General features: G+C 68.3%; 22 protein-coding genes. 15 read left to right on the top strand and 7 right to left on the bottom strand.

What is annotated here, in order from left to right:
* Nucleotides 1-207: 207 nt before the first annotated feature.
* From ASE31_RS18390 to ASE31_RS18380, 3 genes are read left to right on the top strand one after another with little or no spacing between them, the layout of a single operon-like run.
* Entirely contained in the window at nt 208-1,077 is an 870-nt protein-coding gene (locus ASE31_RS18390) for a hypothetical protein (protein WP_057203249.1), read from the top strand.
* 36 nt (nt 1,078-1,113) lie between these two features.
* Nucleotides 1,114-1,731 (top strand): sigma-70 family RNA polymerase sigma factor, encoded by a 618-nt coding sequence (locus ASE31_RS18385; RefSeq protein WP_082604232.1) that lies wholly within the window; start codon nt 1,114-1,116, stop codon nt 1,729-1,731.
* On the top strand, nt 1,728-2,885 hold the full coding sequence (locus ASE31_RS18380) for an ankyrin repeat domain-containing protein (protein WP_057203248.1): 1,158 nt from the start codon (nt 1,728-1,730) through the stop codon (nt 2,883-2,885). The genes ASE31_RS18385 and ASE31_RS18380 overlap by 4 nt, the downstream gene beginning before the upstream one ends.
* A gap of 43 nt (nt 2,886-2,928) precedes the next feature.
* Here ASE31_RS18380 and ASE31_RS18375 read toward each other — a convergent pair whose 3' ends face one another.
* Nucleotides 2,929-3,783 (bottom strand): SDR family oxidoreductase, encoded by an 855-nt coding sequence (locus ASE31_RS18375; RefSeq protein WP_057203247.1) that lies wholly within the window; start codon nt 3,781-3,783, stop codon nt 2,929-2,931.
* 90 nt (nt 3,784-3,873) lie between these two features.
* On the opposite strand from ASE31_RS18375, the gene ASE31_RS18370 reads away from it, so the two are divergent.
* The 3 genes from ASE31_RS18370 to ASE31_RS18360 are packed head-to-tail and all read left to right on the top strand — an operon-like array spanning nt 3,874 to nt 5,353.
* Complete coding sequence (locus ASE31_RS18370) at nt 3,874-4,353, top strand: helix-turn-helix domain-containing protein (protein WP_057203246.1); 480 nt, start codon at nt 3,874-3,876, stop codon at nt 4,351-4,353.
* A 47-nt stretch (nt 4,354-4,400) separates the two neighbouring features.
* Entirely contained in the window at nt 4,401-4,901 is a 501-nt protein-coding gene (locus ASE31_RS18365; RefSeq protein ID WP_057203245.1) for a GNAT family N-acetyltransferase, read from the top strand.
* A 41-nt stretch (nt 4,902-4,942) separates the two neighbouring features.
* On the top strand, nt 4,943-5,353 hold the full coding sequence (locus ASE31_RS18360; protein ID WP_057203244.1) for an SgcJ/EcaC family oxidoreductase: 411 nt from the start codon (nt 4,943-4,945) through the stop codon (nt 5,351-5,353).
* An 11-nt stretch (nt 5,354-5,364) separates the two neighbouring features.
* On the opposite strand, the gene ASE31_RS18355 is transcribed toward ASE31_RS18360, so the two are convergent.
* Nucleotides 5,365-6,516: an NAD(P)/FAD-dependent oxidoreductase gene (locus ASE31_RS18355; protein WP_057203243.1), complete on the bottom strand. Its 1,152-nt coding sequence runs from the start codon at nt 6,514-6,516 to the stop codon at nt 5,365-5,367.
* 77 nt (nt 6,517-6,593) lie between these two features.
* On the opposite strand from ASE31_RS18355, the gene ASE31_RS18350 reads away from it, so the two are divergent.
* The 4 genes from ASE31_RS18350 (at nt 6,594) to ASE31_RS31745 (ending at nt 8,634) form a co-directional block, all read left to right on the top strand.
* Entirely contained in the window at nt 6,594-7,013 is a 420-nt protein-coding gene (locus ASE31_RS18350; RefSeq protein ID WP_157412546.1) for a MarR family winged helix-turn-helix transcriptional regulator, read from the top strand.
* Between the two features lie 296 nt (nt 7,014-7,309).
* On the top strand, nt 7,310-7,924 hold the full coding sequence (locus ASE31_RS18345) for a HEAT repeat domain-containing protein (RefSeq protein WP_162261409.1): 615 nt from the start codon (nt 7,310-7,312) through the stop codon (nt 7,922-7,924).
* A gap of 28 nt (nt 7,925-7,952) precedes the next feature.
* Nucleotides 7,953-8,204, top strand: a complete 252-nt coding sequence (locus ASE31_RS18340; RefSeq protein ID WP_057203240.1) for a hypothetical protein — start codon at nt 7,953-7,955, stop codon at nt 8,202-8,204.
* Nucleotides 8,194-8,634, top strand: a complete 441-nt coding sequence (locus ASE31_RS31745) for a hypothetical protein (RefSeq protein WP_157412545.1) — start codon at nt 8,194-8,196, stop codon at nt 8,632-8,634. Before ASE31_RS18340 ends, ASE31_RS31745 begins: the two co-directional genes overlap by 11 nt.
* 22 nt (nt 8,635-8,656) lie before the next feature.
* On the opposite strand, the gene ASE31_RS18330 is transcribed toward ASE31_RS31745, so the two are convergent.
* From ASE31_RS18330 to ASE31_RS18310, 5 genes are read right to left on the bottom strand one after another with little or no spacing between them, the layout of a single operon-like run.
* Nucleotides 8,657-9,520 (bottom strand): oxaloacetate decarboxylase, encoded by an 864-nt coding sequence (locus tag ASE31_RS18330; protein WP_057203238.1) that lies wholly within the window; start codon nt 9,518-9,520, stop codon nt 8,657-8,659.
* Nucleotides 9,521-9,555: 35 nt separating this feature from the next.
* Entirely contained in the window at nt 9,556-10,749 is a 1,194-nt protein-coding gene (gene prpF / locus ASE31_RS18325) for a 2-methylaconitate cis-trans isomerase PrpF (RefSeq protein WP_057203237.1), read from the bottom strand.
* A gap of 1 nt (nt 10,750) precedes the next feature.
* Entirely contained in the window at nt 10,751-13,354 is a 2,604-nt protein-coding gene (gene acnD, locus ASE31_RS18320; protein ID WP_057203236.1) for a Fe/S-dependent 2-methylisocitrate dehydratase AcnD, read from the bottom strand.
* 35 nt (nt 13,355-13,389) lie between these two features.
* Nucleotides 13,390-14,544, bottom strand: a complete 1,155-nt coding sequence (gene prpC / locus ASE31_RS18315; RefSeq protein ID WP_057203235.1) for a 2-methylcitrate synthase — start codon at nt 14,542-14,544, stop codon at nt 13,390-13,392.
* A 51-nt stretch (nt 14,545-14,595) separates the two neighbouring features.
* On the bottom strand, nt 14,596-14,973 hold the full coding sequence (locus tag ASE31_RS18310; protein ID WP_235514595.1) for an acyl-CoA thioesterase: 378 nt from the start codon (nt 14,971-14,973) through the stop codon (nt 14,596-14,598).
* Nucleotides 14,974-15,091: 118 nt separating this feature from the next.
* Here ASE31_RS18310 and ASE31_RS18305 point away from each other — a divergent pair, with 118 nt between their 5' ends.
* The 5 genes from ASE31_RS18305 (at nt 15,092) to ASE31_RS18285 (ending at nt 25,950) form a co-directional block, all read left to right on the top strand.
* A complete protein-coding gene (locus ASE31_RS18305) occupies nt 15,092-16,546 on the top strand; it encodes a short-chain fatty acyl-CoA regulator family protein (protein ID WP_057203234.1) in 1,455 nt (484 codons plus the stop codon).
* 193 nt (nt 16,547-16,739) lie between these two features.
* Complete coding sequence (locus ASE31_RS18300) at nt 16,740-19,901, top strand: EAL domain-containing protein (RefSeq protein WP_057203233.1); 3,162 nt, start codon at nt 16,740-16,742, stop codon at nt 19,899-19,901.
* A 46-nt stretch (nt 19,902-19,947) separates the two neighbouring features.
* A complete protein-coding gene (locus tag ASE31_RS18295) occupies nt 19,948-21,015 on the top strand; it encodes a diguanylate cyclase (protein WP_057203232.1) in 1,068 nt (355 codons plus the stop codon).
* A gap of 237 nt (nt 21,016-21,252) precedes the next feature.
* Nucleotides 21,253-24,777, top strand: a complete 3,525-nt coding sequence (gene smc, locus ASE31_RS18290) for a chromosome segregation protein SMC (RefSeq protein ID WP_057203231.1) — start codon at nt 21,253-21,255, stop codon at nt 24,775-24,777.
* A 60-nt stretch (nt 24,778-24,837) separates the two neighbouring features.
* On the top strand, nt 24,838-25,950 hold the full coding sequence (locus ASE31_RS18285) for a hypothetical protein (RefSeq protein ID WP_057203230.1): 1,113 nt from the start codon (nt 24,838-24,840) through the stop codon (nt 25,948-25,950).
* The last annotated feature ends 29 nt before the right edge of the window (nt 25,951-25,979 follow it).

Genomic DNA, 25,979 nt, shown 5'->3' with positions numbered 1-25,979 from the left:
CTTATAGCCCCAAACCCCCTCAGTCTCCAAAGGACTGGGGGGTTTTGCGTTTGGGCCGGCGAAATGCGTCCGACGTTCCGGCCGATTCCTGAGGTCCGCCTGGCCCGGAAGCCCAGGCCCTACTATTTTTCATTTTTTTGGGTGGCGCTTAACCCCGTTCATCCCCGCCGTTCGTTTCACTCAGCACCAACACTTGATGGAGCTGCCATGAGATCCGGTTCATTCATCCTTCCCGCTCTGGCTGCACTGCTGGCGCTGGCCAGCCTGCCGGCCCAGGCCATTGGCCGCCTGGCCGATATCACCATCGTCGATCGCGAAACCGGCGCCACGTTGCCGGTGCATTACGCCAAAGGCGAATACTGGGTGGCCGGCCGCCCTGGCGCGCGCTATGCCGTCACGGTACACAACCGCCTGGGCGAGCGGGTGCTGGCTGTGCCCTCGGTGGACGGCGTGAATGTGCTCAGTGGCGAGACCGCCGCCTGGGACCAGCGCGGTTATGTGTTCTCTCCCTACGAGCGCTACCAGATCACCGGCTGGCGCAAGAGCAGCAGCGAGATCGCCGCCTTCGAGTTCTCCAGCGCAGGCAATTCCTATGCCGGCCGCACCGGCCGGCCGGCCAACGTGGGCGTGATCGGCGTGGCGCTGTTTCGCGAGCAGCCGCCCTTGCCCGCGCCACCCGTGGTACACGAGCCCTTGGGCCAGCGCCGCGACAGCAGCAGCGACAACAGCCTCGGGCGCCTGCGCGAGGAGCCGGCGTCGCCCGCCGCCGCAGCTCCCGCCCCCGCCTCGGAAGCCGAGTCCTCCGCGCGCTCGCAGTCGGCGGGCAGCCTGGCGAAGGCGGCGCCAGCACCATCGCCCAAACTGGGCACGGCACATGGTCAGCGCGAGACCTCCGTGGTCACCCACACCACCTTCACGCGGCTGCAGGAGCAGCCCAATGAAGTCATCAGCATCCGCTACGACAGCCGCGAGAACCTGGTCGCCAGCGGCGTGATCCGCGAGCAGCCGGTGCGGCCACCGGTACCCCGCGCGTTTCCGCAGTCGGACAACGTGTCCTATGTGCCGGACCCGAAGTGATGCGACCTGGCGGAGCGTGGCAGCCTTCGCCGGTGGATGAGGGCCCCGCATAATGCACAGGTGCCGCCCCTCCCATCACCCGACGACACCAACGACACCGACGAGACGCTGATGCTGCGCTATGCCGGGGGTGAGCTGGGCGCGTTCGACACGCTCTACAGCCGGCACGAGCTGGCGGTATGGCGGTTTGTGTTTCGCAGCGTGAAGGTCCAGGCCGTGGCCGACGACCTGCTGCAGGACGTCTGGTTTGCCGTGGCGCGCAATGCCGGCAGTTATGAGGTCAAGGCGAAATTCAGGACCTGGTTGTTCACCCTGGCGCACAACCGGCTGGTGGACCACCTGCGCACCGCCAAGCACCACGCCAGCCTGGACGCAAGCGACGATGACGAGCGCAGCCTGGTGAACACCCTGGCAGCAGACTCCGGGTTCGGCCCGGTTCGGCAGTTGCAGTCGCGCGAGCAGGCGGCGGCGCTGATCGCTGCGGTGGAGCAGCTGCCGTTCGAGCAGCGGCAGGCCTTTCTCCTGCAAGCCGAAGGTGACCTCGGTGTGCAGGAGATTGCGCAGGCCACTGGCGTCAGTTTTGAAACCGCCAAGAGCCGCCTGCGCTATGCACGGGCCAGCCTTCGCCAACAGCTACAGGAGTTTGCACCATGAGCGCGCGGGACGACGAGCTGACCCAGCGGTACCGCGAAGCCAGCGAACAGGAAGATGCCCGCCCCGGTGCCCATGTCCGCGCTGCCGTGCGTGCGCATGCGCAGATGCTGGCGCCAGCCCCGTTGCCCACCGCGCCGGCCGTCCCCAGCCCGGTTGCTGCCAACCAGTCGCACTGGAAGATCACGGCCCTGGCCACCGTGGCTGTGGTGGGCCTGACCGGCTTGCTGCTGCTGCAGTTCCAGCGCGGGACACCCGAAGAACAGGAAATCGCCTACGGCCAGCGGCGTGCCGAAGCGCCTGCGCGCGCGCAGCCGTCTGCCGCAATCCCTGCTCCTGCCCCGGCGGCACAAGCGCCTTCGGTAGCGCCTGCAGCACCTGCCGCACCCCCAGTACCGCAAGGCCGTGCCCGTGATGAGGCCAGCCCATCGGCCAGGTCCGCGGCGCAAAAACCTGCTGCATCGGCGCTGGCCCAGGCAGGGCCACTGGCCAAGACGGTACCCGCACCGGCCATGCGGGAGGCCGAATCCCCAACGGCTGCGGGCGCGGCCGGCGCGGTGTCGGGCTTCCCCGCATCGCCGCCTCTCACGGCCGACCGCTCGTCGGTGTCTGGATCTGCGCCTCCAGTGGCGCCTTCCACCCGCTCCGCTCCACGCGGTGAAATGCGCGAGCATTTGGCCATGCAGGATGCCCCGGCTGCCGGGGCGGCGGTGCCGCCGCCTCCAGGCGCAGCACCTGCTCCAGCAGCCGAAACTTCCCGCTCCGCCGCACCGGTTCAGGCACTTCCTGCCCCGAAAGCGGCCCTCAGGCGGCAGGACAGCAGCGCGGCGGACAACAGCCTGGCTGCGGCCGCGCCCCGTGCCGACAGCGGGGGCAGTGCCTCGTTGCCCGACGACTTGCGGGAGGCGGCCCGCACGGGCCACGTGCAGCAGGTGGAAAGCCTCATCCGCCAGGGGGCAGCCATCGACGCGCGCGACAACGCAGGCAGAACGGCACTCATGCTGGCGGCCATGGGCGGCCAAACCACCACGGTCCAGAAACTCCTGGCCCTGGGCGCCAACCCGGCCCTGGTGGACCGCGAAGGCCTGGGCGCCGCGCAGCACGCCAGGCGACTGGGTTACACGCGCATCGCCGAGCTCATCGAAGCCACCCCATGAGGCAGTGGGCGTGGGGCGCCTGCGGGCGCCTCACCCCTTGCCATCAGCCCTTCAAGGCCGCTGCCACCGTGGTCGCCAGCGGCGTCGTGGCCCTGCCGATCAGCTGGCTCAGCTGGTGGCCATCGTCGAACAGCGCACCCTTGGCCGCTGCGGCGTCCGAATCGGCGAGCAGTGCGGCAAAGCCTGCCGGCAAGCCCACCTGCACCAGTGCCGCCTGGTAGTCGGCCTCGGGCAGGTCCTTGTAAACCACGGTCTTGCCCGACTGGCGTGCGATCTCTGCAGCCAGGTCCGCCAGGGTGTAGGCACTGTCGCCCGCCAGTTCGTACACGCGGCCGGCGTGGCCATCGGTGGCCAACACCACGGCTGCGGCTTCGGCATAGTCCACGCGCGCCGCCGAGGCGATGCGGCCGTTGCCCGCGCTGCCCAGCACAGCGCCATGGGCAAGGGCGGCCGGCACGCTGGCCGTGTAGTTTTCGGTGTACCAGCCATTGCGCAGCAGCACCACGGGCAGGCCCGAGGCGCGCAGCATGGCTTCGGTCTCCACGTGCTCGGCGGCCAGGCCCAGCAGGGAGCTGTTGGCACGCAGCACGCTGGTGTAGGCCAGCAGTTGCACGTTCGCACGCTTTGCCGCGTCGATCACGGCCTTGTGCTGCGGCGTGCGCTGGCCCACTTCGCTTGAGGAAATCAGCAGCAGCTTGTCCACGCCCTGGAAGGCGGCATCCAGCGTGTCGGGCTGCCCGTAGTCGGCCTTGCGCACCAGCACGCCCAGGGCAGCGAGGTCCTGGGCTTTTTCGGGGCTGCGCACCGCTGCGACGATCTGGGCCGCAGGGATGGTCTTGAGCAGGGACTGGATGACGAGGCGGCCGAGCTGGCCGGTGGCTCCGGTGATGGCGATCATGGTGAAAAACCTTGGTTGAAAAAGACAGAAAAGGCAGAATAGCGGTCAAGCTAACTTTTTGTAAGTACGCACATAAAGGTAAGTACCCCTATGTCTGCAAACCCTTCACCACCCCCCACCAACGCGGTATCCCCTGACGGAATTGCCGAGCGGCTGCAGCGCGGCCAGCTGTTCGCGCCCGATTGCCCATCACGCGCGGTGCTTCAGCATGTGACCAGCCGCTGGGGCGTGCTCGTGCTGGTGGCCCTGCTCGCGGGCACACACCGCTTCAGCGATCTGCGCCGCAAGGTAGGCGGCGTGAGCGAGAAGATGCTCGCCCAGACCCTGCAGTGGCTGGAGCACGATGGCTTTGTGCTGCGCGTGTCCCACCCGGTGGTGCCGCCCCATGTCGAATACAGCCTGACGCCCATGGGCACCGAAGTGGCACGCCAGGTCGAAGGGCTGGTGGACTGGATCGAGGGCAACCTGCACCGCATCATGGGCAAGCACCGGGCGGATGCGGCAGGCGCTGGCGCTGCCGTGCAGCCTGTCGATCTGGGTGCGGGATGGGTGTTCTCCGCAGGCCGGTAGACTGCTGTGGCTCGGGGCATGGGCCCCGCTGACTGGAGATCTGCGGGATGAACCTGTCCATCGAACCAGTGGCGCCAGCGCATTTCGAGGGCCTGTGGCGCGCCCTCGACACGGTCGCGCGCGAGAAGCGCTTTCTGGCCTTTACCGAGGCGCCGCCCTGGGAGTCCTCGCGCGCCTTTTATGAGTACATCATCGCCAACGACCAGTGCCAGGTGGTGGCCGTGGCCGACGGCCAGGTCGTGGGCTGGTGCGACGTCCTGCCCGGCATGGGGCAGACGCGGGCGCACGTCGGCACCCTGGGCATAGGGCTCATCCCCTCTGCACGGCACCAGGGCATCGGGGCCCGGTTGATGCGCGCCGCCATCGACGGCGCCTGGGCCCGGGGCTTGACGCGCATCGAGCTGAGCGTGCGTGCCGACAACACCAATGCCAGGGCCCTGTACGAGCGTTTGGGCTTTGAGCTGGAGGGCATTCGCCGCCGTTCGGTGCGCGTGGATGGGGACTACCATGACAGCCTGGCCATGGCACTGCTGCGAGACGATGCGTAGCGGACGTTGGCGGTCCGACAGGCACCTTTGCGGGAGCGACCATGTACTCTGAAGATGAAGCACAGATCCGGGCACTGATCGAAACCTGGATGGTGGCGACCCGTGCCGGCGACGTGGAGGCCGTGATGGGCCTGATGACCGACGACGTGGTCTTTCTCATGCCCGGCAGGCCAGCCATGTCCAGGGCCGATTTCGAGGCCGCCGCCCGGCTGCAGGCCGGCGGTGCCGGCCCCCAGGTGGACGGCACCAGCGACATCCAGGAGGTGCAGGTGGCCGGCGAGTGGGCGTTTGCCAGGTCGCAACTGAGCGTGACCGTCACCCCACCCGGCGGTGCTGCGCCGCCCACCGTGCGCTCGGGCCCGGTGCTCACCGTGTTCCGCAAGGAACGGGGCCGCTGGCTGCTGGCGCGGGATGCGAACATGCTGGCGGTGCAGGCGCCGCCCCCCACCTGATCCTGCCTGTCTCAGGCGGCCTGCGCCTCGTGCATCCGCATGTGGCCAAGGGTCAGGGCCAGGCTGTCGTGCGACAACTCGGTGGCAGCGGCCTCGGCGGAGCCGGCGGCTGCCTGCACCACGCGCTCGAACATGTGCTGCTCGTAGTCCTTCACCGCCCGGGCCAAGCCCAGCTGCTCGATCAGGCGCATGGCCAGGTCGCTGGCGTCCAGCATGGCCGCATTCACCCCCTCGCCGCCAAAGGGCGACATCAGGTGGGCGGCGTCGCCCAGCAGGGTCAGGCCCTGGCGGTGCTGCCAGCGGTGGCCGACAGGCAGGGCGTGGATGTGGCGGGCGACGAAATGGTCGTTGCTGGCGCGAAACAGGTCGGTGATGCCCTCGGCATGGTCCGCAAACTCGGCCAGCAACCCCTCGCGCACGGCTGCGGGCAATGCGAAGTCGAAGCGTTTGTGCGCCCAGTCGGTCGGCACCCTGAAGATGGCATAGCCACGCACATGGGCGTTGCCGTTGCGCTGGGCGATGATCTCCTTGCCGCCACCGCACACCTGCAGCTTGCCGCGGCCCACCAGGCGCGAGAGGGCCGGGTGCCGGGCATCGATGTCGTCAATGCCGAACTCGATGAACGTGAGCCCACTGTACTGCGGCTGGTAGGCCGACAGCAGGGGCCGCACGCGCGACCATGCGCCGTCTGCACCGACCACCAGGTCGAATGGCCCGGCCTCGCCATCGTCCCCATCGGCCAGCACCAGCTTCCAGGTGCCCTGGCCTGCATCTGCCACCTGCACCAGTTCACTGCACCAGCGCACGCAGCCGGCCGGCAGGGCATCGAGCAGCATGCTGCGCAAGGCGGTGCGGTCCACCTCGGGCCGGTTGCCGCTGCTGGCATCGGCCGATTCGAACAGCACCTGGCCTGCCCGGTCCAGCAGGCGTGAGCCCTGGTCGTCGTAGCGCGCAATGCGCTGGAAGGGCTCCAGCAGCCGGGCGCGCTCCAGCGCCAGCAGGCCTGAGCCTTCGTGCAGGTCCAGCGTGCCGCCCTGGGGCCGCACCAGCGGCCCGGCTTCGCGTTCGAACACGGTGCTGGCCATGCCGGCCAGGTGCAGTGTGCGGGCCAGCGTGAGCCCTGCGGGGCCGGCGCCGATGATGGCAATGCGGGGATAGGTCATGTGCGCCAATCAAATTAAATAGGATCCTATTTATATTAAGATAGGTACCTATGCAAAGTCAAGCAAGCTCCGTCACGATGAATCCCCTCAAGATGATCGGCCACGTGGCGCGCGGCTTCACGCGCCTGGGTGACGCCCGGCTGCGCGACCTGGGCCTGGCCATGGGCCAGTTGCCCGTGCTTGTCTCGCTCAAGGACGGCGCAACGCGCTCGCAGGCCGAGCTGGCGCAGATCGCCCAGGTCGAGCAGCCCAGCATGGCCCAGTTGCTGGCGCGCATGGAGCGCGACGGCCTGGTCCAGCGCACGCCCGATCCGGCCGACGGCCGCAGCCGGCTGGTATCGCTGACGCCCGCGGCCCGGCGCAAGCTACCCCAGGGCAAGGCCCTGCTCGATGCGCAGGTGGACGAGGCGCTGGCCGGCTTTACGCCGCAGGAGGTGGAGCAGTTGGGCGCGATGCTGGTGCGCATCTGCGGCAATCTGGAGCGCATGGAAGCGTAGCCGCGCGCGAGCGGGGCGATGGGGCAGCCGGTGGGGCTAACATCGTGTTCATGAAAAGGCCATCCCGGAACCTGAACCGGCAGCGGACCCCGCAGCAACTGGTGCGCAGGGCGCTGCGTGCCTGGGGCACCGGCCGGGGCTGGAGTGCCATCGTCGAAATGTAGTTGCGCGCTTCTCCGCTGCTTCTAGACCTGGTGCGCTCACTTTGTGCGAGCCGCAGCTGGAGGCGCAGGGCCCTGGGCTTGCATGTCGCGTCACAGTTGCAGCGGCGCAGGCGTTCAGGCATGGGCGGAGCGATGGAATACGCCCTGGATGCCAGGCAGGCGCTGCTGCTGGCAGGCCTGATGGATTCGCACTCCGGCGTAGTCTGTGCCGCAGTGTCGGGTCTCGGGCATCGACCACATCCAGATGCTCTGGAGACCCTGGTGGTGTTGGCGAGGCATGCCGACAGTGCAATGCGTCGGAATGTCGCCGTATCGCTGGGTTGCTACCAGGATCCGGCCGCCATCGGCGCGTTGATCCAGCTGGCAACCGACGTGGACTCGGACGTGCGCGATTGGGCCACCTTCGGCCTTGGCACCTTGCAGAACGCCGACACGCCGGGCCTGCGCGAGGTCCTGTGGCGCAATCTGAGTGATGAAGATGAGGACGTCCGGGGTGAGGCCCTGGTGGGCCTGGCGGCACGGCAAGACCTGAGGGTGATCGACCACCTCTTGGCACAACTGGGGCCCGAATGCCGGGTTTATCAGCTGGATGCGGCAGAGCAGTTGGCAAGCCCCTTGCTGCTGCCCGCACTCCAGGCCCTTGCGGATGGTTTGCAGGGCAGCGAGCGGGAGGGCTATTGGTTCGGATGTCTGCAGTCCGCCGTGGAGGCCTGCTCGCCGGCCTTGGCGCCGGATTCATTGGGTTGATGCAAGGGCAATGATTTAGCATGCTTCCATGAAGCTTCACGGATACCCAAAGGAAGGCCCGCAGGATGCCGGTGCGTCCGCTGAATTGGCAGAGGTGACATTGGAGGCCAGCCCGCAGGAGTTGCGCGATATCGCCGCATTCTTCCTGTCGGCTGCAGATGAAATGGACCGAATGGGCGCGGCCTATGACCATTTGCACCTGGGAGATGCCATGCCCGAATTCAGAACCTCGCCGCATTTGACGGTGTTTCGATGGGTCTCGGAAAATGATGGGTGTTGAGCCCAAGACTCTCGCGACAGTGCACTACCTGCACCTTTTACCGGGTGGTCAACTGCCGCTGGTCTCCAACTTCTTACCAAGCCGGGTGGTGGTGATTGCCGAGGTGGATGTGGCTCCCGCATGGCGGGCGCTTGCAAGCTCCTGGCTCGTGCGTTCAGGTTGCCTTTGCATGCTGGCCTGGGGCGAGCGTTGCGACCTGTGGGATGACGTGGTGGACTGGACCTTGCTGGAAGAATTCAAGTTTGGGGATATTCCGGAAGACCGATTCGTCATGACGTCCTGGCACGAAAATCAAACGCTCGACGAGGTTTTTGCCTACTGCAAGCAGTTGGTGCTTTTTGATTCCGTGCCGTTGGCGCAAACGGTGCTCCTGCACATTGCAAGGCAGCCCGCAGAGCAACGGATCATGGACGCTTACGTGCAGGCCTGAGGCCTGTCTGCGGTCTCCCCGATCACCTGTACGTCTGCTCCAGCGCATCCCACTCGCTCTTCTTCACCAGCCGCTGCCGCTCCGCAAACGGCGCCACCAAGGCCGGGTCCTCGTCGATGCGCTTCGTGTCGCGCAGCACCGTCAGCGCCTTCTGCATGCCGGCCACCGCGCCCTGCAGCGCGGCATTGGCATACAGCACGATGCCATAGCCCAGGTCGGCCAGTTCCTCGGCGCTGAAGATGGGCGTTTTGCCGCCGATCACCATGTTCATGAGCTGGGGCTTGCTGGCCAGGCGCCGGGGCAGGGCGCGGATCTCTTCGGCCGTGGTCACGGCCTCTACGAACAAAATGTCGGCGCCGGCCTCGCCGAAGCGCTGGGCACGCTCCACGGCGGCTTCGAAGCCCTGGGTGGCGCAGGCGTCGGTGCGGGCCAGGATGAGGGTGTCGGGGTCGCGGCGGGCATCCACGGCCGCACGGATCTTGCCCAGCATCTCGTCGGTACTGATCACCTCCTTGCCGTTGAAATGCCCGCAGCGCTTGGGGCTGACCTGGTCTTCGAGCTGGATGCAGTCGGCGCCCGCGCGCTCCAGCGTGCGCACCGCGTGGTAGGTGTTGAGCGCGTTGCCGAAGCCGGTGTCAGCGTCCACGATCAGCGGCAGCTCCACCGCGTCGCGGATGCGCGCCGTGTGGTCGGCAATGTCGGTCAGGCCCATGAAGGCTTGGTCCGGCAGGCCGAACCACATATTCGTCACCCCGGCGCCGGTGACGTAGAGGGCTTCGAAGCCCAGGTCGGCCACCACGCGGGCCGACAGGGCGTTGAAGGCGCCGGGAACGAGGATGCCGCGGCGCGATTCGGCCAGGGCTTTGAGGGTCTTGCGGGTGGACATGGATGGATGGGAGTCAGGTTGTTCTGCGAAGGGCGTCAGAAGGCGTCGCCAGGGACATGCACCCAGCCGCTCATGAGCACGCGGGCGCTGCGGCCCATCAGGGCCTTGGTCACCGTCCACTCGCCGTTGGATTGCCGGGTGGCTTCGGCGCCCACGCGCAGCGTGCCCGAGGGGTGGCCAAAGCGCACGGCGCTGCGCTGCCCGCCACCGGCGGCCCGATTCACCAGCGTGCCGGGGACGGCCGCAGCGGTGGCGATGGCCACGGCCGCCGTGCCCATCATGGCGTGGTGCAGCTTGCCCATGGACAGGGCGCGCACCAGCAGGTCCACATCGGCGGCGGCCACGGCCTTGCCGCTCGATGCGGTGTAGCCGGCCGGCGGCGCGACGAAGGCCACCTTGGGCGTGTGCTGGCGCCGGGCGGCGTCGTCCACCGTGGCGATCAGCCCCATGCGCACGGCGCCGTGGGCGCGGATGGCCTCGAAGCGCGCGAGCGCGGCGGGGTCGCTGTTGATCGCATCCTGCAGCTCGGTGCCGGTGCAGCCAATGTCGGCGGCATGGACGAAGATGGTGGGGATGCCGGCGTTGATCAGGGTGGCGCGCATCGTGCCCACGCCCGGCACGGCGAGCTCGTCCACCACATTGCCGGTGGGGAACATGGCGCCGCCCGCACCGTCCTCGTTGGCCGCCGGGTCCATGAATTCGAGCTGCACCTCGGCTGCGGGGAAGGCGACGCCATCGAGCTCGAAATCGCCGGTCTCCTGCACGGCCCCGCCGGTGATGGGCACGTGGGCGACGATGGTCTTGCCGATGTTGGCCTGCCAGATGCGCACCGTGGCGATGCCGTTGTGCGGCACACGGGCGGCATCCACCAGGCCGTTGGCGATGGCGAACGGCCCCACGGCGGCCGACAGGTTGCCGCAGTTGCCGCTCCAGTCGACAAAGGCCGAGTCGATGGCCACCTGGCCGAAGAGGTAGTCCACGTCGTGGCCGGGCCGGGTTGTGGGTGCGAGGATCACCACCTTGCTGGTGCTCGACGTGGCGCCGCCCATGCCGTCGGTCTGCTTGCCATAGGGGTCGGGGCTGCCGGCCACGCGCAGCAGCAGGGCGTCGCGTGCGGTGCCCGGTGCCTGGGCTGCGGCAGGCAGGTCTTGCAGGCGAAAGAACACGCCCTTGCTGGTGCCGCCGCGCATATAGGTGGCGGGGATCTTGATCTGGGGTGGGTGGGGCATGTCAGGCAACCGGTGGCTGGGAGGTGGAAGCAAGAAAGTCTTGTGCAAACCGCTGCAGCACGCCGCCGGCCTCGTAGATCGAGGCTTCCTCGGCGGTGTCCAGGCGGCAGGTCATCGGCACATCGATGCGCTCGCCGCCCTTGCGCCGCACCACCAGCACGAGGTTGGCGCGCGGGCGGCGTTCGCCCACCACATCGTACGTCTCCGTGCCATCGAGGCCGAGGGTCAGGCGGTTGGTGCCGGGCTTGAACTCCAGCGGCAGCACGCCCATGCCGATCAGGTTGGTGCGGTGGATGCGCTCGAAGCCTTCGGCCGCGATTGCCTCCACCCCCGCCAGGCGCACGCCCTTGGCCGCCCAGTCGCGCGACGAGCCCTGGCCGTAGTCGGCCCCGGCGATGATGATCAGCGGCTGGCCGCGCTGCATGTAGGTCTCGATGCCCTCCCACATGCGCACCACCTGGCCCTCGGGCTCGATGCGGGTGAAGGATCCCTTCTTCACCCGGCCGTCCACCACAGCCATCTCGTTGACCAGCTGCGGGTTGGCAAAGGTCGCGCGCTGGGTCGTGAGGTGGTCGCCGCGGTGCGTGGCGTAGGAGTTGAAATCCTCCTCGGGCAGGCCCATGCGGTGCAGGTACTCGCCGGCGGCGCTGTCCATCAGGATGGCGTTGGAGGGCGAGAGATGGTCGGTGGTGATGTTGTCGGGCAGCACGGCCAGCGGGCGCATTCCCCGCAAGGTGCGCTCGCCGGCCAGGGCGCCTTCCCAGTAGGGCGGGCGGCGGATGTAGGTGCTCTGTGGCCGCCAGTCGTACAGCGGGCTCACGGGCTCGCCGCTGGCCGCCTGCAGGCGGAACATGGGCTCGTACACGCGGCGGAAGTGCTCGGGCTTGACGCTTTGCGCCACGATGGCGTCGATCTCTTCGTCGCCGGGCCAGATGTCCTCGAGCGTGACGGGGCGGCCCTCGGCGTCCGTGCCGAGCACGTCCTTTTCGATGTCGAAGCGCACCGTGCCCGCGATCGCATAGGCCACCACCAGCGGCGGCGATGCGAGGAAAGCCTGTTTTGCATAGGGGTGGATGCGCCCGTCGAAATTGCGGTTGCCCGAGAGCACGGCCGTGGCGTACAGGTCGCGCTCGATGATCTCCTGCTGGATCGCCGGGGCCAGCGCGCCCGACATGCCGTTGCAGGTGGTGCAGGCAAAGGCCACGATGCCGAAGCCGAGTTGCTCCAGCTCGGCCAGCAGCCCGGCGTCCTCCAGGTACAGCTGCACGGCCTTGGAGCCGGGCGCCAGGGACGACTTGACCCAGGGCTTGCGCACCAGGCCCCGGGCATTGGCATTGCGCGCCAGCAAGCCGGCGGCGATCACGTTGCGCGGGTTGCTGGTGTTGGTGCAGCTGGTGATGGCAGCGATGATGACCGCGCCGTCGGGCATCTGGCCGGGCGGCTCGGTCCACGGCGCGGCAATGCCGCGTGCCGCCAGGTCGCTGGTGGGCAGGCGCTTGTGCGGGTTGGAGGGCCCGGCCATGCTGCGCACCACGCGGGACAGGTCGAACGACAGCACGCGCTCGTACTCGGCCGTGGCCAGGGCATCGGCCCACAGGCCGGTTGCCTTGGCATAGGTCTCTACCAGCCGCACCTGCTCCGCTTCACGGCCCGTGAGGCGCAGGTAGGCGATGGTCTGCTCGTCGATGTAGAACATCGCCGCCGTGGCGCCGAACTCGGGCGTCATGTTGGAGATGGTGGCCCGGTCGCCCAGGGTCAGCGCCGAGGCGCCGGCGCCGAAGAACTCCAGGTAGGCGCCCACCACCTTCTGCTGGCGCAGGAACTCGGTGAGGGCCAGCACGGTGTCGGTGGCGGTGATGCCGGGCTGCGGCCGGCCGGTCAGTTCCACACCGATGATGTCGGGCAGGCGCATCCAGGAGGCACGGCCCAGCATCACGCTCTCGGCCTCGAGCCCGCCCACGCCGATGGCGATGACGCCAAGTGCATCCACGTGCGGGGTGTGGCTGTCGGTGCCCACCAGCGTGTCGGGGTAGGCCACGCCACCCTGGGCATGTACCACCGGCGACATCCGCTCAAGGTTGATCTGGTGCATGATGCCGTTGCCCGGCGGGATCACCTCGACGTTCTTGAACGCCTTCTTCGTCCACTCGATGAAGTGGAAGCGGTCCTCGTTGCGCCGGTCCTCGATGGCGCGGTTCTTGGCAAAGGCCTCGGGGTCGTCGCCGCCAAACTCCACGGCCAGCGAATGGTCCACGATGAGCTGGGTGGGCACCACCGGGTTCACTTGGGCCGGGTCGCCACCTCTGTCGGCAATCGCATCGCGCAGGCCGGCCAGGTCCACCAGCGCCGTCTGGCCCAGGATGTCGTGGCACACCACGCGCGCCGGAAACCACGGAAAGTCCAGGTCGCGCCGGCGCTCGATCAGCTGGCGCAGCGATGCTTCCAGGGTGGCAGGGTCAGAGCGGCGCACCAGGTTCTCGGCATGCACGCGCGAGGTGTAGGGCAGGTGCGCCCAGGCGCCGGGCTCCAGGGCGTCGACCGCTTCGCGGGCGTCGAAATAGTCCAGCGCAGTGCCGGGCAGGTTCTTGCGGTAATTGGTGTTCATGGACGTGGGGTAGGGCGGTTCGCTTCCTGTGGAATCTACTTGCGCTCGTTGATGGGCACGAAGGCCAGGTCTTCGGGCCCGGTGTAGTGGGCGCTCGGGCGGATGATCTTGTTGTCGATGCGCTGCTCGATGATGTGCGCCGCCCAGCCGCTGGTGCGCGCAATGACGAACAGCGGTGTGAACATGGCCGTGGGCACGCCCATCATGTGGTAGCTCACGGCGCTGAACCAGTCGAGGTTGGGGAACATCTGCTTGGCCTCCCACATCACCGACTCAAGCCGCTCCGCGATGTCGAACATCTTGGTGCTGCCCGCGTCCTGCGACAGCTGGCGCGCCACGCGCTTGATGACCTCGTTGCGCGGGTCGCTCACGGTGTAGACCGGGTGGCCAAATCCGATCACCACCTCCTTGGCCTCCACGCGGCGGCGGATGTCGGCCTCGGCTTCGTCGGCGTTGTCGTAGCGCTTCTGGATCTCGAAGGCCACCTCGTTGGCGCCGCCATGCTTGGGCCCGCGCAGCGCGCCGATGGCGCCGGTGATGCACGAGTACATGTCGCTGCCTGTGCCGGCCACCACGCGCGCGGTGAAGGTGGAGGCGTTGAACTCATGCTCCGCATACAGGTTCAGCGAGGTGTGCATGGCGCGCTCCCACGCGGCCGATGGTTTCTTGCCATGCAGCAGGTGCAGGAAATGCGCGCCGATGGAGTCGTCGTCCGTCTCCACCCCGATGCGCTTGCCCTGGGTGGACCAGTGGTACCAGTACAGCAGCATGGAGCCGAGCGATGCCATCAGCCGGTCGGCGATGTCGCGTGCGCCGGGCGTGTGGTGCCCGTCCTTCTCGGGCAGCACGCAGCCCAGGGCCGATACGCCCGTGCGCATCACGTCCATGGGGTGGCTGCTGGCGGGCAGCTGCTCCAGCGCCTCCTTCACGTTGGCCGGCAGGCCGCGCAGGGCCTTCAGGCGCCCCTTGTAGGCGCGCAGCTCTGCCGTGGTGGGCAGCTTGCCGTGCACGAGCAGGTGGGCGATTTCCTCGAACTCGCAGACATCGGCGATGTCCAGGATGTCGTAGCCGCGGTAGTGCAGGTCGTTGCCCGTGCGGCCCACGGTGCACAACGCCGTGTTGCCAGCGGTCACGCCCGAGAGGGCGACGGATTTTTTGGGCTTGAAGCCGGTGGCGAGGGTGTCGCTCATGCTGGCAGTCTCCTGTTGTTGGATAGATCGGTAGGGAAAGATGGCAATGGGTCAGATGCGCCGAGGCCTGCCATCGCAGTCCACTGCCACCATCTCGAAGGCGCCGCGCAGCGCGGGCTGCTGGTGGCCGGTGTGCAGGTTCTCGGCGCTGCCGCTGACCTCCACGGTCATGGAGCTGTTGCCGGTGCGCACGACTTCTGCGGTCAGCCGCAGCGCCTGGCCCTGGGGCACGGGCACCATGAACTGCACGTCGCTGCAGCGCGCCATCACCACGGCGCAGCGCGCATGGCGGCTGGCCGTGACGAAGGCCGCCTGGCCCATCAGCAGCAGGGCCTGGCCGCCGAACAGCGTGCCGTAGTGGTTGGTGCGGCCGGGAAACACCATTTCCGTGAAATGCATGGGCTGGTGCAGGGCGCTGGTTTGTTGCATGATTCGCAATGTACGCAAGCTCCTATCCCGCGTACAGGGCTGAATTGGCGAATGATTGCGAAGAAAAAATGGATGAATTGCGAATCTTGCGAATGAGTGGCTCAGAGGTGGTCGCGCGATGAAGAAGACCTTCATGGGCGTGCGTCTGCGCCGCCTGCGCGAAGAGCGCGGCATGACTCAGATCGCATTGGCGCGCGCGCTCGACCTGTCGGCCAGCTACCTCAACCAGCTCGAGCAGAACCAGCGGCCGCTCACCGTGCCGGTGCTGCTCAAGATCAATGCCGTGTTCGGCGTGGACGTGCAGCGCTTTTCCGACGACGACGAGGCGCGCCTGATCACCGGCTTGCGCGAGGTGCTGGCGGACACGCCCTCCGAGCCGGGCATGGAAGGCCAGGCCGTGTCCCTGGCCGAGATCCGCGAACTGGCCTCGGGCATGCCTGCCGTGGCGCGCACCCTGCTGGCCCTGCACCAGCGCCACCGCCAGGCGCTGGAGCGGCTCGATGCCCTGGGCGCCCAGTGGGGCGACGGGCGCAGTGGAGCGCTGGCAAGCGCCAGCCATCAGCCCATGGCCTACGAGGAGGTGCGCGACTTCTTCTTTGCCCGCCACAACCACATCGCCGAGCTCGACGACGCGGCCGAGCGGCTGGCGGCCGACTGGGCGCTGCAGCCCGGCCGGGCCGACGAGGGGCTGGCGCGCCGCCTGCAGGCTGCCCATGGCGTGCATGTGGCCATGGCGGCAGAGCTGCCGGGCGGGGCGCAGCGCCACTATGACCCCGGCAGCGGGGTGCTGCAACTGGCCCGGGGGCTCGAAGCCGGGCAGCGCGCCTTCCAGATGGCAACGCAACTGGCCTTCCTGGAGATGGGCCCCGAACTGCGTCGCCTGGCCGACGGGGCTGGCCTGTCGGGCGACCAGGCGCGGGCACTGGCACGCATCGGCCTGGCCAACTACTTCGCGGGCGCCTTGCTGCTGCCCTACACCGCCTTCCTGCGCGCAGCCGAGGCGGTGCGCTACGACATCGACCGGCTGGGCCACCTGTTCGGCGTGGGCTTCGAGACGGTGTGCCACCGCCTGTCCACCCTGCAGCGGCCCAGCGCGCGCGGCGTGCCCTTCTTCTTCGTCCGCGTGGACCGGGCGGGCAACATTTCTAAGCGCCAGTCGGCCACGCATTTTCACTTCAGCAAGATCGGCGGCACCTGCCCGCTGTGGAACGTGTACGAGGCCTTTGCCCAGCCCGGGCGCATCGTGCCGCAACTGGCACGCATGCCCGACGGCCGGGCCTATCTGTGGGTGGCTCGCACCGTCACGCGCGGCGGTGGCGGGGCAGGGGGCTGGGGCGCGCCGGGCAAGGAGTTCTCGGTGGCGCTGGGCTGCGACGTGCGCCATGCCGCGCAGCTCGTGTACTCGCGCGGCCTGAACCTGGCCGACCCCGAGGCGGCCGTGCCCATCGGCATGGGCTGCAAGGTCTGCGAGCGCGAGGCCTGCCCGCAGCGCGCGTTTCCGCCCATCGGCCGGGCGCTGGATGTGAATGAGAATCGAAGCCGTTTTGCGCCCTACCCGGTGGTCGGTGGGTGAGCCTTGGGGCGACAAAAAAACCCGCCCTTGGTGTTGCATAAACGGTACGGCAAAAACAGCGGCGTTGTTACAAGATGTGGACCCTTGCATGCCGGATGAGGGGCCGAATCCCGCTATCCTCGGGGGCTGTTGCGGCAGTGCCCCGGCACGCCGTGTGCAACCCTGTCTGGCTTTCGCTGACTCCCTGCTCTGAATGGCTTTGCTACCCCTCAACGGCTTCTACCGGCATTGGTTGCCTGGCCTGGGCGTGGCTGCGGCCGGCTTGCTGCTGAGCTTTGGACTGGCGCGGCAGCAGGCCGATGCCACCGATGCCGTGGCCAAGGCGCGCCTCACGCAGGAGACACGGCTGTTCACCGACGCGCTGGTCCAGCGCATCGCTACGCACACCGAAATCGTGCATGGCCTGCGCGGACTGTTTTCTGCCAATCCAAAGCTCACGCGGGCCGAGTTCGAACAGGTGGCCAGCGAGCTCGACATCTCCGAGCGCTACCCCGGCGTGCGCAACCTGTCGTTCACACGCCGGGTGGCGCTGGCCGAGAAAGCCGACTACGAAGCCCGTGTGCGGGGCGACACCTCGATCAACCCCGCCGGCTATCCCGAGTTTTCGATCCGCCCGCCCGGCGAGCGCCCCGAGTACTTCGTGGCCGAGTACCTGTGGCCCATGAAGGGCAACGAGGCCGTGCTGGGCCTCGACATCAGTGCCCAGCCCACCAACCTGGCGGCCATGCAGTACAGCCGCGACAGCGGGCACACCGTGGCCTCGGCCCCGTTCGACCTGGTGCAGGAGCAGACGCACCGCACGGCCTTCGTGATCCGCGTGCCAGTGTTCGACCGTTCGGGTGTGACCGATCTCAAGCCGCAGGTGTTCATCGGGGCCGTGGCCGCCACCATCCGGGTCTATGACCTGGTGCGCTTCATGCGCGGCGAGGGCCTGCTCAACGGCATAGCGGTCTCCATCACCGACCAGGGGCCCTCCCGCCCCGGTGCCACCGACACCACGGTGCGCGTGCTGCTGCCGCCCACCGCAGAGGCCTTGCCGGGCTCGGTGCCCTATGAGCGCGATATCCTGGTGCACGACCGGCGCTGGCGCCTGCGCTTCATGCCCACGCAGTCACTGCTGTCGCTCTCCGAGCGCAGCCTGCCCTGGGCGGCAGGGGCTTCGGGGGCCCTGGTGTCGTTGCTGCTGGCGGCACTGGTCACGCTGCTGGCGCGCCAGCGCACGCAGGCCCTGGCGCGTGCGCAGGTGTCTGACGAGGCCCGGCGCGAAAGTGAAGACCGCTTTCGCGCCCTGTTCAATCAGGCCGCCGTGGGCGTGGCGCAGATCGATACCCAAAGCGGGCGCTTCGTGCGCATCAACCAGAAATACTGCGACATCCTGGGCTACTCGGTGCCGGAGATGCGTGCGCTCGATTTCCGGGCCATCAGCCAGCCCGGGGACCTGGCGCTCGATCTGGCCCAGATGGAGCGCCTCAAGTCCGGCGAGATCCACGAGTTCCGCATGGAAAAGCGGTACTTCCACAAGAACGGCTCCGAGATCTGGGTGGACCTGACGGTTTCGCCCATGTGGACGCCGGGCACTGAACCCGACTTCCACATGGCCGTGGTGCAGGACATCAGCGAGCGCAAGCGCATGGAGCACACGCTGCGCGGCAACGAGGCGCACCTGCGCGGCATTCTGCAGCGCCTGCCCATGGGGCTGTGCCTGGTGCAAAAGGACGGCACCATCTCGTTTCGCAACGAGCGCTTCCTGCAGATCTGCGGCTATACCGCCCAGGACGTGCCCAATGTGGACGTGTGGTGGCAAAAGACCTACCCCGACCCCGAGGAGCGCGAGGTGATGCGCAATGCCTGGCGCGAGGAGCGCCAGCGCGCGGACGACAGCGACGGCATCATCGCCGCCGCCGAATACCACTTCCTGTGCCGCGACGGCGTGGTGCGCCCGGTGGAGGTGGCCGGCGTGCGCATCGGGGACGACCACCTCGTCACCCTGCAAGACCTGAGCCAGCGCAAGGCGGCCGAGCATGAAATCAAGAACCTGGCCTACTATGACCCGCTGACGCAGTTGCCCAACCGCCGCCTGCTCATCGACCGGCTGCAGCAGGCATTGGCCACCAGCGCGCGCCACCAGAGCCACGGCGCGCTGCTGCTGCTCGACCTCGACAACTTCAAGACCCTGAACGAGACCCAGGGCCACGACAAGGGCGACACCTTGCTGCTGCAGGTGGCCAACCGCCTGCGCGCCTGCGTGCACGAGGACGACACCGTGGCGCGCCAGGGCGGCGACGAATTCGTGGTGCTGCTCGAAGACCTGGGCGCCACGCCCGAGGAGGCCGCCGCACGCTGCGAGGAGGCCGGCCAGCGCATTCTGGCCGTGCTGCGTGAACCTTACGCCATTGGCGCCGAGGCGCACCACAGCTCGCTGAGCATGGGCGTGACCCTGTTCAGCGGCGTGCGCGAGACGGTGGACGAGCTGCTGCGCCGCGCCGACCTGGCCATGTACCAGGCCAAGTCGGCAGGGCGCGACACGCTGCGCTTTTACGACCCGCAGATGCAGGCCGCCGTGAGCGCCCGCGCGGCCATGGAGCTGGACATGCGCGTGGGCATGGCCCAGGGCCAGTTCGAGCTGTACTACCAGGCGCAGATCGACCAGGGCCGCATCACCGGTGCCGAGGCGCTGCTGCGCTGGCGCCACCCGCGCGACGGCTTCGTCTCGCCGGCACAGTTCATTCCGCTGGCCGAGGAGAACGGCTTGATCCTGCCGCTGGGCGAATGGGTGCTGCAGGTGGCCTGCCAGCGGCTGGCCCGCTGGGCACATGAACCCGCCCTGGCGGGCCTGGGCCTGGCCGTGAACGTGAGCCCGCGGCAGTTCCACCAGAGCGGCTTCGTGGCCCAGGTGCTGGCCGCGCTGGCGGGTGCTGGCGCCGACGGCAACCGCCTCAAGCTGGAGATGACCGAGGGCCTGCTGCTCTCGGACGTGGAAGACACCATCGCCAAGATGGGCCAGCTCAAGGCCTATGGGGTCGGTTTTTCGCTGGACGATTTCGGCACCGGGTACTCGTCACTGTCCTACCTCAAGCGCCTGCCGCTGGACCAGCTCAAGATCGACCAGAGCTTCGTGCGCGACGTGCTCACCGATCCCAACGACGCGGCCATCGCCCGCACCGTGGTGGCGCTGGGCACCAGCCTGGGCCTGCGCGTGATCGCCGAAGGCGTGGAAACCGAGGCCCAGCGCGAGTTCCTGGCGCGCAACAACTGCCATGCCTGGCAGGGTTATCTGCTCAGCCCTCCTTTGCAGGTGGCCGAGTTCGAGGAACTGGTGCGCCGGCACAACGCCCCGGGCCTGCCCCTGGCATGAGCTTGCCACCGGTTGCACAAGCCCTTCGCACCGTCTGACCCGCGCCATGCTATTCAATACGAGGCGATCGCCGCGCCAGGCCCAGCCACCTCCCGAGGCGTTCGATGCCCAGCGCGAGAAGTCGGCCATTGCCGAAATGCTGCTCAAGAGTTCTGCCAAGCTGATCCTCGGGCGGGGCGAGCTGGAGATCATCCGCGGCATCTGCCAGGCGATCGTCGAGGTCACGCCCCATATCCGCCTGGCCTGGACCTGGTTCGGCCCTTCGGACACGCAATCCATCCGCCCCCAGGTGTTCGCCGGCCCGGCGGTCGCATATGCCGAGGCACTGCACATCGAGCGCAACCTGCTCACGCAGATCGGCCCGGCCTTCTCCACCCTGGACGGCAAGCCTGCGCAGGCCTTCACGGTGTCGCAGTATTCGCTGTACGGCCCGTGGCGCGAGGCCGCGCGCGAGCATGGCATCCGCCACGTGTTGGCACTGCCGATCCGCTCCACCTTCAATGGCTACAGCGGCATGTTCGTGCTGTATGCAGACCGCGATGGCTACTTCGACGACCTAGGGGTGGGGCTCTTCTCGGGGCTGGCCGAGCTGTTCGGCTCGCTCATGACGGTGGCCGCCGAGCGTGTTGAGCTGGAACGCGCGGCCTACCACGATGCGCTCACCGGCCTGCTCAACCGGCACGCCCTGGACCTGATCGACCGGCGGCTGTACCGCACCTCGCTGTTCGAGCCGGCCTCGTCCATCCTGATGCTGGACCTGGACCACTTCAAGAGCATCAACGACCGTTTCGGCCATGATGCGGGCGACGCGGCGCTGCAGGCCGTGGCCCGGGTGCTGCGGGATGCCCTGCGCCGGGGCGACGAGATCATCCGCTGGGGCGGTGAGGAATTCCTGGTCTGCCTGCCCCAGACCCCGCTGGCCGACGCCCTCAAGGTCGCCGAGAAGCTGCGCCGCGGGGTGGAGGGGGTCACCGAGCCTGAGCCACTGAGCGTCTCCATCGGCGCCTGTGAGGTGCTTGCGATGCAGCACCTGGCGCAGGCCATCGCGCGCGCCGACCAGGCACTCTTCGACGCCAAATCGCAGGGGCGCAACCAGGTGCGCGTGGTGCAGTGAAACCCGCCTGGGAAGTGGTTCAAAATTGATAGCTGCCAGCGCTTGGCAGGCAAGCGATGGAGTTGGTATTTGTTAAATATTGCCGATGGATGCAGGGGGATTGCCTTCGAGGGGGCTCCCTGGCGCGGGAGCCGGCAGGCGGCGCGGTATCATCCCGCACTATATTTGCCGGTATTTTTCCGTCTGGCGCCTGTGCGCCCCCTTGCGCCACTCCCATTTTTGCCCGCCCCCTGACACGTGCGTCTCACCTCCATCAAGCTTTCCGGCTTCAAGTCCTTCGCTGAGCCCACCAACTTCATGCTGCCGGGGCAACTCGTGGGCGTGGTGGGCCCCAACGGCTGCGGCAAGTCCAACATCATGGATGCGGTGCGCTGGGTGCTGGGCGAGAGCAAGGCCAGCGAGCTGCGCGGCGAGTCCATGCAGGACGTGATCTTCAGCGGCACCACCACGCGCAAGCAGGCCAGCCGCGCCAGCGTGGAGCTGGTGTTCGACAACTCCGACCACCGCGCCGGTGGCCAGTGGGGCCAGTACGGCGAGGTGGCGGTGCGCCGCGTGCTCACGCGCGACGGCACCAGCAGCTACTACCTGAACAACCAGCCCGTGCGCCGGCGCGACGTGCAGGACGTGTTTCTGGGCACGGGCCTGGGGCCGCGCGCCTACGCCATCATCGGCCAGGGCACCATCAGCCGCATCATCGAGTCGCGCCCCGAAGAGCTGCGCCTGTTCCTCGAAGAGGCTGCCGGCGTCTCCAAGTACAAAGAGCGCCGCCGCGAGACGGAAAACCGCCTCTCGGACACGCGCGAGAACCTCACGCGGGTGGAAGACATCCTGCGCGAGCTCAACGCCAACCTCGAAAAGCTCGAAAAGCAGGCCGAGGTGGCCGCCAAATACAACGCGCTGAACGCCGACGCCACGCTCAAGCAGCACCAGCAGTGGTTCTTGAAGCGCGCCGATGCCGAGGCCGACCAGGCCAAGGTGCGCCTGGATGGCCTGCAGGCCGTGAACGACCTCGAATCGCGCATGGCCGACCTGCGCGCCGTCGAGTCCGACCTCGAGACCATCCGCCAGGCGCACTATGCTGCGGGGGACCACGTCAACCAGGCCCAGGGCAAGCTCTACGAGGCCACGGCCGAAGTCGGTCGCCTGGAGGCCGAGATCCGCTACGTGGTGGAAGGCCGCCTGCGCGTGGAGCAGCGCCTGGTAACCCTGGCCGAGCAGATCGCCCAGTGGTCCGCGCGCAAGGAAGAGGCCGACATCGAGCTCGAAAACCTCGCCGGTGCCGGTGTGGACGCCGAGGAGCGCGCCGAGCTGCTGGCCGCCCAGGTGGAAGAGCAGGCCATGCAGCTGCCCGACCTCGAAGACGCCCTGCGCCAGGCGCAAAGCCGCACCTCCGAGCAGCGCGCCAGCGTGGTCCAGGTGCAGCAGCAGATCGGCGTGCTGGCCGCCGAGCAGCGCAGCATCGACGAGCAAAGCCGCCAGTTCGATGGCCGCTACGAGCGCCTGCGCGCCGACCGCAATGCCCTGGCCGCGCCCGACGAGGCGCGCCTGGCCAACCTGCAGGAGCAACTGGACGAGGCCCAGGAACTGGCCGAGACCACCGAGGCCCGCCTGGCCGAGCTGCAGGAGGCCGTGCCGCAGCTGGACGACGACCGCCGCGCCCGCCAGCAGGCCGTGAACAGCGAAAGCGCGCGCCAGGCCGATCTCTCGGCCCGCATGGAAGCCTTGAAGGCCCTGCAGGAAAAGGTCAAGACCGATGGCAAGCTGCGCCCCTGGCTGGCCAAGCACGGGCTCGATAGCCTGCAAGGCCTGTGGAGCCGCATCCACATCGAACCGGGCTGGGAAAACGCGCTTGAAGCCGCGCTGCGCGAGCGCCTGGCCGCACTCGAAGTCGGGCGCCTGGACATGGTGCGCGGCTTCCTGGGCTCGGGCGGCACCGATGCGCCCCCGGCGCGCCTGGCGTTCTACAGCATGCCTTCCGCCGGCACGCCCGAAGCCGCTTCGCCGCATGCGCGCCTGTCCGACCTGCTGCGCCTGAGCGATGCCGGCCTGCGCGCCGTGCTGGTCGACTGGCTGCAGGGCTGCTATACCGCCCCCACGCTCGATGAAGCGCTGAACCGCCGCAGCACGCTGTTACCGGGCGAGGTGGTGTTCGTGCCCTCGGGCCATGCCGTCAGCGCGCACAGCGTGAGCTTCTATGCGCAGGACTCCGAGCAGTCGGGCATGCTGGCGCGCGCACAGGAGATCGAGCATCTGGAGAAGGAACTGCGCGCCCAGGCACTGATCGCCGAGGAGTCGCGCACCGCGCTGGTCCGCGCCGAGGCCGCCTATGCCGACGCCTCGCAGCGCCTGGTGGGCGCCCGCCGCGAGGCCACCGAGGCCCAGAGCCGGGCCCACGAGCTGCAGGTGGAGACCCTGCGCCTGACCCAACTGGCCGAGCAGACACGTGCGCGCAGCGCACAGATCGGCGCCGACATCGCCGAGATCGAGGCGCAATTGGCTGACCTGCAAGAGCGCCGCGTGGCGGCCGAAGCCCGCTTTGAAGAGCTGGACATGCAGCTGGCCGACAGCCAGGAGCGCGAGGCGCAGCTGGGCGACCGCGTGATCGAGGCCGAGCGCAAGCTGGCCGCCTGCCGCGAGCAGCAGCGCACGCTGGAGCGCCAGGCGCAGGAGGCCACCTTCTCGCAGCGCAGCCTGGAGGCACGCCGCGGCGAACTCAACCGCTCCATCGAGACGGCGAACCAGCAGGCCGCCTCACTCACCGACGAGCAGCAGCGCGCCCGCGACGAACTGGCCCGCCTGTCCGACGCGGCCGCCCAGGGCGGCCTGCAGGCTGCGCTGGACGTGAAGATGGAGCGCGAGAAGGCCCTGTCTGCCCAACGCGGCGAGTACGACGACCTGACCGCCAAGCTGCGCGCCAGCGACGAGCGGCGCATGCAGCTCGAGCGCGCGCTCGATCCGCTGCGCGCGCGCATCACCGAATTCCAGCTCAAGGAGCAGGCCGCGCGCCTGGGCCTGGAGCAGTACACCACCTTGCTCGCCGATGCCCAGGCCGACCTGGAGGCCGTGGCCCAGTCGATCGCCGACGGCAACGTGCGCGTCTCTGGCCTGCAGGGCGAAATCGACCGCCTGCACCGCGAGATCGCGGCCCTGGGCGCGGTGAACCTGGCGGCGCTGGACGAGCTCAAGCTGGCCAGCGAGCGCAAGATCTTCCTGGATGCGCAGACGGCCGACCTGACCGAGGCCATGAACACGCTGGAGGACGCGATCCGCAAGATCGACGGCGAAACGCGCCAGCTGCTCTCGGGCACCTTCGACACCGTCAACGGCCATTTCGGGCGCATGTTCCCCGAGCTGTTCGGTGGCGGCCAGGCCCGGCTCATCATCACCGGCGACGAAATCCTTGACTCCGGCGTGCAGGTGATGGCGCAGCCACCCGGCAAGAAGAACCAGACCATCCACCTGCTGTCGGGTGGCGAGAAGGCGCTCACGGCGATTGCGCTGGTGTTCGCCATCTTCCAGCTCAACCCCGCACCGTTCTGCCTGCTGGACGAGGTGGACGCGCCGCTGGACGACGCCAACACCGAGCGCTATGCCAAGCTGGTCTCCAGCATGAGCAAGAGCACGCAGTTCCTGTTCATCAGCCACAACAAGATCGCCATGGAAATGGCCGAGCAACTGATCGGCGTGACCATGCAGGAGCAGGGCGTCTCGCGCATCGTGGCGGTCGACATGGAGTCGGCACTTTCGATGGCCGATGCATGACATGATGACCAAGACAAGCTTCCGCAGCCTTCCCGCCGGGCACGGACCGGACCGAGATCTATGAGCACATTGCAACTGAGTCTGGCGATCATCGGCGGCCTGGTGCTGGCCCTCATCGTGGCCTACAACGCCTGGACGTCGCACCGCAACGCGCCGCGGCGCGCCTCGCCCGAGGAGCCCGAGGACGGGGCCGACCCGGCGCTGCGCCAGGAGCCCGGTTTCGATGCCGGTGCCACCCAGCTCACGGCGGCGGAACTGGACAGCCTGGACCGCGGACCCGACCCCTCGGTGCACACGGTGGACGTGCTCGATGCGCTGCAGATGCCGGTGCCGCCGATGTCGCTGGAGCGCCGGCCGGGGCTCGACCCGCTGATCGACGTGATCGCCACCTTGCAGCCTGAGCTCATCGTTTCAGGCGATGCCGCGCTGGCCGCCATGCCGCCCACCCGCCGCGCGGGCAGCAAGCCATTTGCCATCGAAGGCTACAACGAAGCCACCCAGCAGTGGGAGACGCCGTCGCCTGGCCAGCGCTACCAGAGCTTCCAGGCTGGCGTGCAGCTGGCCAACCGCATGGGCGCGCTCAACGAGATCGAATACTCCGAATTCGTGGTCAAGGCCCAGGCCTTTGCCGATGCGGTGAACGCCGCCCCCGACTTTCCCGACATGCTGCAGGAAGTGGCCCGTGCCCGCGAGCTCGACCAGTTCGCCAGCGACCACGATGCGCAACTGGCCTTCATGCTGCGCGCACGCCAGGCCGCCTGGAGCCCCGGCTACATCCACCAGAACGCCGCGCGCCTGGGCTTCGTGTCCGCTGCCATGCCAGGCCGCCTGGTGCTGCCCACTGGCAGCCCGGGCCTGCCGCCGCTGCTCACCCTGGGCTACGACACGCAGGCCGCACTGGCCGATGACCCGGACCAGTCCGCCATCCGCGACGTGACCCTGAGCCTGGATGTCTCCCAGGTGCATCGCGGCGAACAGCCGTTCACGCGCCTGCGCGAAGTGGCCGCCGCGCTGTGCGAGGCCATGGACGGCGTGCTCTGCGACCAGAACGGCCACCCGCTGCCCGCCATGGCCATGGACCCGATCGCGGCCGACCTGGAGCTGCTGTACGACCAGCTCGACGGGCGCGAGCTGTCGGCCGGCTCGGTGCTGGCGCGGCGCCTGTTCAGCTGAGTGGCCGGGCATCCCGGGCCGAAAGGAGA

This window comes from Acidovorax sp. Root217 (assembly GCF_001428645.1).
In the GTDB taxonomy this organism is placed as follows: Bacteria; Pseudomonadota; Gammaproteobacteria; order Burkholderiales; family Burkholderiaceae_C; genus Acidovorax.
The sequence above is the reverse complement of the archived record's forward strand: the minus strand, read 5'-3'. Positions and strand labels throughout refer to the sequence as shown.

Excerpts from the sequence above, each read along its gene's own strand:
- ASE31_RS18390 (WP_057203249.1), top strand. The coding sequence starts at position 208 with ATGAGATCCGGTTCATTCATCCTTCCCGCTCTGGCTGCACTGCTGGCG.
- ASE31_RS18385 (WP_082604232.1), top strand. The coding sequence starts at position 1,114 with ATGAGGGCCCCGCATAATGCACAGGTGCCGCCCCTCCCATCACCCGAC.
- ASE31_RS18380 (WP_057203248.1), top strand. The coding sequence starts at position 1,728 with ATGAGCGCGCGGGACGACGAGCTGACCCAGCGGTACCGCGAAGCCAGC.
- ASE31_RS18375 (WP_057203247.1), bottom strand. The coding sequence starts at position 3,783 with ATGATCGCCATCACCGGAGCCACCGGCCAGCTCGGCCGCCTCGTCATC.
- ASE31_RS18370 (WP_057203246.1), top strand. The coding sequence starts at position 3,874 with ATGTCTGCAAACCCTTCACCACCCCCCACCAACGCGGTATCCCCTGAC.
- ASE31_RS18365 (WP_057203245.1), top strand. The coding sequence starts at position 4,401 with ATGAACCTGTCCATCGAACCAGTGGCGCCAGCGCATTTCGAGGGCCTG.
- ASE31_RS18360 (WP_057203244.1), top strand. The coding sequence starts at position 4,943 with ATGTACTCTGAAGATGAAGCACAGATCCGGGCACTGATCGAAACCTGG.
- ASE31_RS18355 (WP_057203243.1), bottom strand. The coding sequence starts at position 6,516 with ATGACCTATCCCCGCATTGCCATCATCGGCGCCGGCCCCGCAGGGCTC.
- ASE31_RS18350 (WP_157412546.1), top strand. The coding sequence starts at position 6,594 with ATGAATCCCCTCAAGATGATCGGCCACGTGGCGCGCGGCTTCACGCGC.
- ASE31_RS18345 (WP_162261409.1), top strand. The coding sequence starts at position 7,310 with ATGGAATACGCCCTGGATGCCAGGCAGGCGCTGCTGCTGGCAGGCCTG.
- ASE31_RS18340 (WP_057203240.1), top strand. The coding sequence starts at position 7,953 with ATGAAGCTTCACGGATACCCAAAGGAAGGCCCGCAGGATGCCGGTGCG.
- ASE31_RS31745 (WP_157412545.1), top strand. The coding sequence starts at position 8,194 with ATGGGTGTTGAGCCCAAGACTCTCGCGACAGTGCACTACCTGCACCTT.
- ASE31_RS18330 (WP_057203238.1), bottom strand. The coding sequence starts at position 9,520 with ATGTCCACCCGCAAGACCCTCAAAGCCCTGGCCGAATCGCGCCGCGGC.
- prpF (WP_057203237.1), bottom strand. The coding sequence starts at position 10,749 with ATGCCCCACCCACCCCAGATCAAGATCCCCGCCACCTATATGCGCGGC.
- acnD (WP_057203236.1), bottom strand. The coding sequence starts at position 13,354 with ATGAACACCAATTACCGCAAGAACCTGCCCGGCACTGCGCTGGACTAT.
- prpC (WP_057203235.1), bottom strand. The coding sequence starts at position 14,544 with ATGAGCGACACCCTCGCCACCGGCTTCAAGCCCAAAAAATCCGTCGCC.
- ASE31_RS18310 (WP_235514595.1), bottom strand. The coding sequence starts at position 14,973 with ATGCAACAAACCAGCGCCCTGCACCAGCCCATGCATTTCACGGAAATG.
- ASE31_RS18305 (WP_057203234.1), top strand. The coding sequence starts at position 15,092 with ATGAAGAAGACCTTCATGGGCGTGCGTCTGCGCCGCCTGCGCGAAGAG.
- ASE31_RS18300 (WP_057203233.1), top strand. The coding sequence starts at position 16,740 with ATGGCTTTGCTACCCCTCAACGGCTTCTACCGGCATTGGTTGCCTGGC.
- ASE31_RS18295 (WP_057203232.1), top strand. The coding sequence starts at position 19,948 with ATGCTATTCAATACGAGGCGATCGCCGCGCCAGGCCCAGCCACCTCCC.
- ASE31_RS18285 (WP_057203230.1), top strand. The coding sequence starts at position 24,838 with ATGAGCACATTGCAACTGAGTCTGGCGATCATCGGCGGCCTGGTGCTG.